Source organism: Streptomyces sp. NPDC059900, from assembly GCF_050270335.1.
Taxonomy (GTDB): Bacteria; Actinomycetota; Actinomycetes; order Streptomycetales; family Streptomycetaceae; genus Streptomyces.
The window spans coordinates 1-6,453 of record NZ_JBNNJZ010000472.1 but is presented as its reverse complement, the minus strand read 5'-3'; the positions used below and the strand labels follow the sequence as shown (position 1 = coordinate 6,453).

The window sequence follows — 6,453 nt, the reverse complement described above, 5'->3', positions numbered from 1 at the left end:
GGACGGCGCCGTGGTCGCCGAGGGCACTCCGCACGAGGTCGTCACGGCCGAGCTGGTCGAGGAGGTGTTCGGTCTGCGCTGTCTGGTGACGCGCGATCCGGTGGCCGGCGGCCCCCGGGTCGTGCCGCTCGGCCGCGAACGAACCCGGCACAGGATTGCTGACAACACCGATGCAGAGAGCGCGATACATGTCTGATCCGTCTGTCGAGAAACTGTCGATCGGTGAGTGGAGTCCGGAGAGGTTTCGACGACATCTCCAGGAGTCAGGTACACCGCTTGTCGAGCGGGTCGGTGTGGACGAGGTGGAGGTGACGTTCGTCGACGAGCCCGCAGACGACTCGACGGTCACTCTCTCGGTGGTGATCGGCCCCAGAATCGGCTTCAACCCGGTCGGCACGGAGTTCACCGCGGTGGAGGGGACGCCGTTTCGTGTGCTCACCCTGCGGATGCGTTCCGACCTGCGTTTCTCGTACGTGTTCACGCGACGCGGGCCGACGGGTACGGGGGAGGGGGCGCAGGTCCCCGACCCGTTCAACCCGCCGCCGAGGTTCTCGGAGTGCGCGGTGCAGCGCTTCTCCGGTGCCTCGGTGGCCGTGCTGCCCGACGCGGAGCCGCTGCCCTGGCTCGGCCAGGCCGAAGCACGGCCGGCCCCGGCGATGGACCTTGCCGTGACGGTAAGTCAGTTGCTGGGAACCGAACGCCGCATCTGGGTCTCGATGCCCCCTGGAGAGATCTCGGACGACAGCGCACTGCCCTTCGTGATCCACCTGGACGGGACAGCGGATCACAGCGCGCCCAGCGTGCGTGACGTTCTGGTCGAGGCGGGTCTGATCCGGCCCTGTGCGGTGGTCCTCGTCGACCAACTCGGACCGCAGCGCGACCAGGAGCTGCTCTGCGATCCGGCGTTCTCCCGGATGCTGGTCGAAGAACTGCTGCCGTGGCTCCACCACCGCTATCCGCTGTCGCGCGACCCCGCCGACGTGGCGCTGGCCGGTGAGAGCTTCGGCGGCTTGTGCGCCGGCTGGACCGTGCTGCATCACCCCGGTGCCTTTGGCAACGCCATCCTCCAGTCCCCCTCGTGCGGGTACCACCCCGACCTCACGTGGGGCACCGGAGCCGGCGAGCTGCTGCGGCGCACCCCCGTACCGACACTGATCGCCGACTACCTCGCCGCAAAAATGGCGCCGGTCCGCGTCTTCCACGACGTCGGTGAGCTGGAGAGCTCGCTCACCCACAGCCGATGGCTGGACCACGTGCTCACCACGAAGGGCTACGACACCCGCTACCGGGAATTCGCCGGCGGACACGACTACGCATGGTGGCGGGGACTCTTCGCCGAGGCCCTGCTCTGGTGCTTCCCGCTCGAGAGCAGGGACGGGAGCCACGCGTGAGCAACTCCTCGCGTCCCCTGGGCGCCGACACCGCAGGACTGGGGCGAGGACCGCTGACCCGCCGGCTGCCCGTGCTGCTGCAGGCGCCCCCCGAACCAATCGAGGCTCCCGCGTTCGAGGCCGGGGCGGGGATCACACCGGGGCGGTTCCTGCTGCGCGCGATCTTCTCGGTGAAGCGGGTCACCGTCCCGGCGATGCTCCTCGCGGTCGTGTGGCAAGTGGGCGAGTCGGCGGTCCCCGTGGTCATGGGGGTTGCCATCGACCGGGCGCTCGCGACGGGCGACGCGTCGCAGCTCCTCCTGTGGCTGGGCGTGCTGATGGCCCTGTACATCGCGCTGACGGTGGCGGCGAAGTCGGCGAACCGGCTGACCTCGTATGCGGTGCAGCTGCTGCAGCACCGGCTGCGCAGCACCCTGTCGACCGCCGTGCTGCATCCGGCCGGCGGCGCGGCCCGGGCGCCGGACGGCAGCGTCGTCTCGGTGATGACCAGCGACGTCGCCCGCCTGGCCAACGCGGTGATCCTGCTGGTCATGCCGGTCTCGAGGATCGCTGCCATCGGGTTCATCGCCGTATCGCTGCTGGCGACGCACTGGCTGCTGGGGCTCGTGGTGCTGCTCGGAGCGCCTGCCGCGGTGTGGCTGATGGGCGTGCTCAGCGAGCGGCTCTCCCGCGACACCCGCGCCTACCAGCAGCTCTTGGCCTCCACCGTCGGGCGGGCCACGGATCTGGTCGCGGGCTACCGGGTGGTCAAGGGGATACGCGCCGAGGCCGAGGCAACCAGGAGGTATCGGCAGGCGAGCCAGGAGACCCTCGCCGGAGCCCAGCGCAACGCGGGGCTCCTGGGGAGGTTCCTCGTGGGCTCGGGTGCAGTCAGCGGCGTCTTCGTCGCCGCCGTGATGGGGCTGGCGGGCTGGTTCGCCGTGGACGGGCGCCTCAGCATCGGCGAGTTGATCGCCGCCGTCGGCCTCACCCAGGCACTGCTGCCGCAGATCCAGTCGATCGCGAGCATCTCCATCCCCAACCTCGCCGGGGCCCGCGCCGCGTCCGCGCGCGTCATCGACGTGCTGCGCGACACGGGCAGTCAGCCTCCCGCACAGGACGACGCGATACGGTCTGAGGTCGCGCTGCTGCCCGTACTGGAGGTGGCCGCGCCGGCTGCGACGATCCGGGTGGACCCCGGCGAGCTCGTGGGAGTGCGCGCCGATGACCGGACCGCCGCCCGCATCGCGTGGGCGCTCCTTGACCCACGCGCCTCCGGTGAGATGGAGGTGCGGCTGGACGGGTTTGCGGCACGAGAGCTGACCGCGCGGGAATACCGCTGCCGGGTTACGGCCGCCCCGCACCGGGCCACGCTGTTCAGCGGAACGATCCGCGACAACCTCACCGCCGGCTCCGGTGCCGGCGCATCCGAGCTCATCGATGCCGCGCTGCGAGCCGCGGCGTGCGACGACTTCGCCGCCGACCTCGACCTCCCGGTCGGCGAGGACGGCAACCGCCTCTCCGGCGGCCAGCGCCAGAGGATTGCGCTCGCCCGCGCACTCGCGAGCGACGCCCCCATACTCGTGCTGCACGACCCGACCACGGCGGTGGACCCGGTCACCGAACACGCGATCGCGGAGCGTCTGCCCGGCGTCCGCGCTGGCCGCTCGACGCTGCTGATCACCTCATCCCCGGTACTGCTCGCACGCTGCGACCGCGTCATCGACCTGCCCGAGGACACACCCCTGCGCAAAGGGGACGCACCCCTGCACCCAAGGACGGTGGGATGAACGTCGCATCCGCTACGACCGGGCACGCCCTGCCCGTCGCGAACGGCCGGGCAACGGCCAGCAATGTGTGGCAGCTCAGCCGCGGACGCCGGCTCCGCCTCACCGCCGTCGCCCTGACTGGGATCCTCAGCACCGCCGTCGACCTGATCCCGCCGGTGGCGATCGGGCACCTCGTCGACCGGGTGCAGGCGGGCACCGCGGATCTCGGCACCGTACTGACGGTCACGGGCGTGATGGCGCTCTCGGCCGTCCTCGGTGCCGCAGGCACCGCGGTGACGATCGCGCACGCCACCCGCATCTATCACACCGTCCTCGCCGCGTTGCGCGAACGGCTGGTGAGCCGCGCGATGCTGCTCCCGCAGCACCGCGTCGAGCGCGCCGGTACCGGGGACCTCATATCCCGCTCCAGCGATGACGTCACCGCCGTCGCCGACGCCGCCCCCGCGGTGATCCCCGCGCTCACCGTCACCGCGTTCACCATCGTCGTGTCCCTGGCCGGGCTCGCGGCGCTGGAGTGGCCCTATGCGGCCGCGTTCGCCATCGTACTGCCCGTCTACGCGCTCGCCATGCGGTGGTACTTGCGCATCGGGCCCCGCGTGTACCGGGCCGAGCGCGCGGCGATGAGTGCGCGCGCCCAGCAGATCATCGAGTCCCAGCGCGGCTACGCCACCGTGCTCGGCTTCGGCCTCGCCGGGCACCGTCATCGCGCCGTGCTGACGAACTCCTGGGATGTCGCGGTGCAGTCGATCCGGGCACGCACCGTGCAGAGCATGCTCAACGCTCGGCTCAACCTCGGCGAATTCCTGAGTCTGGCCGCCGTGCTCGTCGTCGGATTCGTCCTGGTCGACCACGGGCTTTCCACCGTCGGGGGTGCCACCACCGCCATGCTGCTCGTGCTGCGCCTGCTGGGGCCGGTCAACCAGCTGCTGTTCGTCATCGATACCCTCCAGTCGGCCCTCGCCTCGCTGAGCCGCATGATCGGAGTGGTCACGATCCCGACGGTGGAACCGGTCGGCGCGTCGACGACGCCGGCAGACCCGGCAGACCTGGCAGACGCGGCGGAGACAGCCACTGCCGTCCAACTCCGCGGAGTCGCGTTCCACTACGCCGACGGCCCACCCGTACTCGACAGCATCGACCTCGACATCCCGGCCGGCCAGCACCTCGCGATCGTCGGCCCGTCCGGGGCAGGGAAGACCACGCTCGCCTCCGTGATCGCGGGCGTTCACCAGCCTGACGACGGGACCGTGACCCGTCCCCGCCGCACTGCGGTGATCTCCCAGGAAGTACACGTATTCGCCGGGACACTACGAGACAACCTCACACTCGCCGCCCCCGACGCCACCGACCGCGACATCCGCGCCGCGCTCGAAACCACCGGCGCAGCCGATCTGCTGGACCTCTCGGCGGATGCCCTCGACACGGCGGTCGGCACCGGTGGACATCCGCTCACCGATGCACAGGCGCAGCAGCTCGCCCTGTCCCGCCTGCTCCTCGCCGACCCCGAGCTGGCGATCCTCGACGAAGCCACCGCCGAGGCCGGCTCCGCCCACGCCGAGCGGCTCGACCGCGCCTCGGAGGCGGTCCTTGCCGGCCGGTCCGGCATCGTGATCGCTCACCGGCTCTCCCAAGCCGCTCCGTGCGACCGGATCGTGGTCATGGACGCCGGCCGCGTCATCGAGACCGGCACCCATGACGAACTCCTCACCGCCGGTGGCACATACGCCCGGCTGTGGGCGGTGTGGCAGGCCGGGCAACACATCAGCACGAGCAGGTGAGGGCGGCGCCGGACCGTCTTCGGGCGTCGCGGGATGCTGGAGACCGCTGCGCTCCGGTGCGGCCACAGGGCGCGCAGCTCCTCCTCCAGGACGAGAGCTGTCGCCGCCCTCGCGTGGGATTTCGGTGGCGTGGGGTAGCCGGTCGTGGTGAGGTTTGGCCAGTTGAGGAGAGGAACGTCTTTCATGCGTGCTCGGAACATAGGTGCGTCAGCCGCCACGGCGTTGGCGCTCGTGGCCGCCCGCGACCTGGTGCAGAAGAAGCACGCGCTGCTGAGGAACTTCCCCGTGGTGGGGCACGCCAGGTACTTGCTGGAGAAGATCGGCCCCGAGCTGCGGCAGTACGTCGTGACGTCCAACGACGAGGAACGGCCCTTCAGCCGTGACCAGCGCAGCTGGATCTACGCGTCGGCGAAGGAGGAGAACAACTACTTCGGGTTCGGCACCGACAACGACGTCGAGCACGTGCAGGGTCACGCGTACGTGAAGCAGCGCACGTTCGCCGGTCGGCTGCCCGATCTGCGCGACGCACAGGCGCCGTTGCCCTCGGCCAAGGTGCTCGGCGGACCACGAGGCCGCGCGAAGGCGTTCCGTCCGGCGAGTGTCGTCAACATCTCGGCGATGAGCTTCGGCTCGCTGTCCGGCGCGGCCGTCACGGCGCTCAACAAGGGCGCGGCGCTGGCCGGGACGATGCACAACACCGGCGAGGGCGGCCTGTCGCCTTACCACCTCAATGGTGGGGAACTCGTCCTCCAGATCGGTACGTCGTACTTCGGCTGCCGCAACGAGGACGGGACGTTCAACCTCGACAAGCTCAAGTCCGTGGTCGCGAGCGGGCCCGTCAAGGCGATCGAGATCAAGCTCTCGCAGGGTGCGAAGCCGGGGCTCGGCGGCATGCTGCCGGGTGCGAAGGTGACCGACGAGATCGCCGGGATCCGCGACATCCCCGCGGGCAAGGACTGCGCGTCGCCGTCGCGGCACACCGCGTTCCACGACGTGGACTCGATGCTCGACTTCGTGGAACTGCTCGCCACGGAGACCGGATTGCCCGTCGGGATCAAGAGCGCCATCGGGGAAATGGGCTTCTGGGAGGAACTCGCCACCCTGATGGAGCGAGGGGATCGAGGGGTCGACTTCGTGACCGTCGACGGAGGCGAGGGCGGCACCGGGGCTGCTCCCCTGATCTTCGCCGATTCGGTGTCCCTGCCGTTCCGCATGGGCTTTTCCCGCGTCTACAGCGTGTTTGCCGAGCGCGGGCTGACCGACGACATCACCTTCATCGGCTCCGGCAAGCTCGGCCTGCCCGAGAACGCCGTCGTCGCGTTCGCCCTCGGCGTCGACATGGTCAACGTGGGCCGTGAGGCGATGCTGTCCATCGGCTGTATCCAGGCGCAGAAGTGCCATACCGACGCATGCCCCACCGGCATCGCCACCCAGGACCCGTGGCTGACGCGCGGCATCGACGCACCCTCGAAGGCCATCCGGGCCGCGACGTACCTGCGCACCCTGCGCAGGGAG

General features: G+C 70.4%; 4 protein-coding genes and 1 pseudogene. All 5 read left to right on the top strand.

Annotated features, from left to right (window positions below):
• Positions 1–196: pseudogene (locus ACQKIP_RS36525) on the top strand (ABC transporter ATP-binding protein); the annotation flags it as partial.
• A complete protein-coding gene (locus tag ACQKIP_RS36520) occupies positions 189–1,391 on the top strand; it encodes an alpha/beta hydrolase (protein ID WP_365866486.1) in 1,203 nt (400 codons plus the stop codon). The pseudogene ACQKIP_RS36525 and the gene ACQKIP_RS36520, both read left to right, overlap by 8 nt.
• Complete coding sequence (locus tag ACQKIP_RS36515) at positions 1,388–3,160, top strand: ABC transporter ATP-binding protein (protein WP_365866484.1); 1,773 nt, start codon at positions 1,388–1,390, stop codon at positions 3,158–3,160. The genes ACQKIP_RS36520 and ACQKIP_RS36515 overlap by 4 nt, the downstream gene beginning before the upstream one ends.
• Positions 3,157–4,938: an ABC transporter ATP-binding protein gene (locus tag ACQKIP_RS36510; RefSeq protein ID WP_365866482.1), complete on the top strand. Its 1,782-nt coding sequence runs from the start codon at positions 3,157–3,159 to the stop codon at positions 4,936–4,938. The genes ACQKIP_RS36515 and ACQKIP_RS36510 overlap by 4 nt, the downstream gene beginning before the upstream one ends.
• A gap of 183 nt (positions 4,939–5,121) precedes the next feature.
• A partial coding sequence (locus ACQKIP_RS36505; RefSeq protein ID WP_427745127.1) for a glutamate synthase-related protein occupies positions 5,122–6,453 on the top strand: 1,332 nt, incomplete at its 3' end.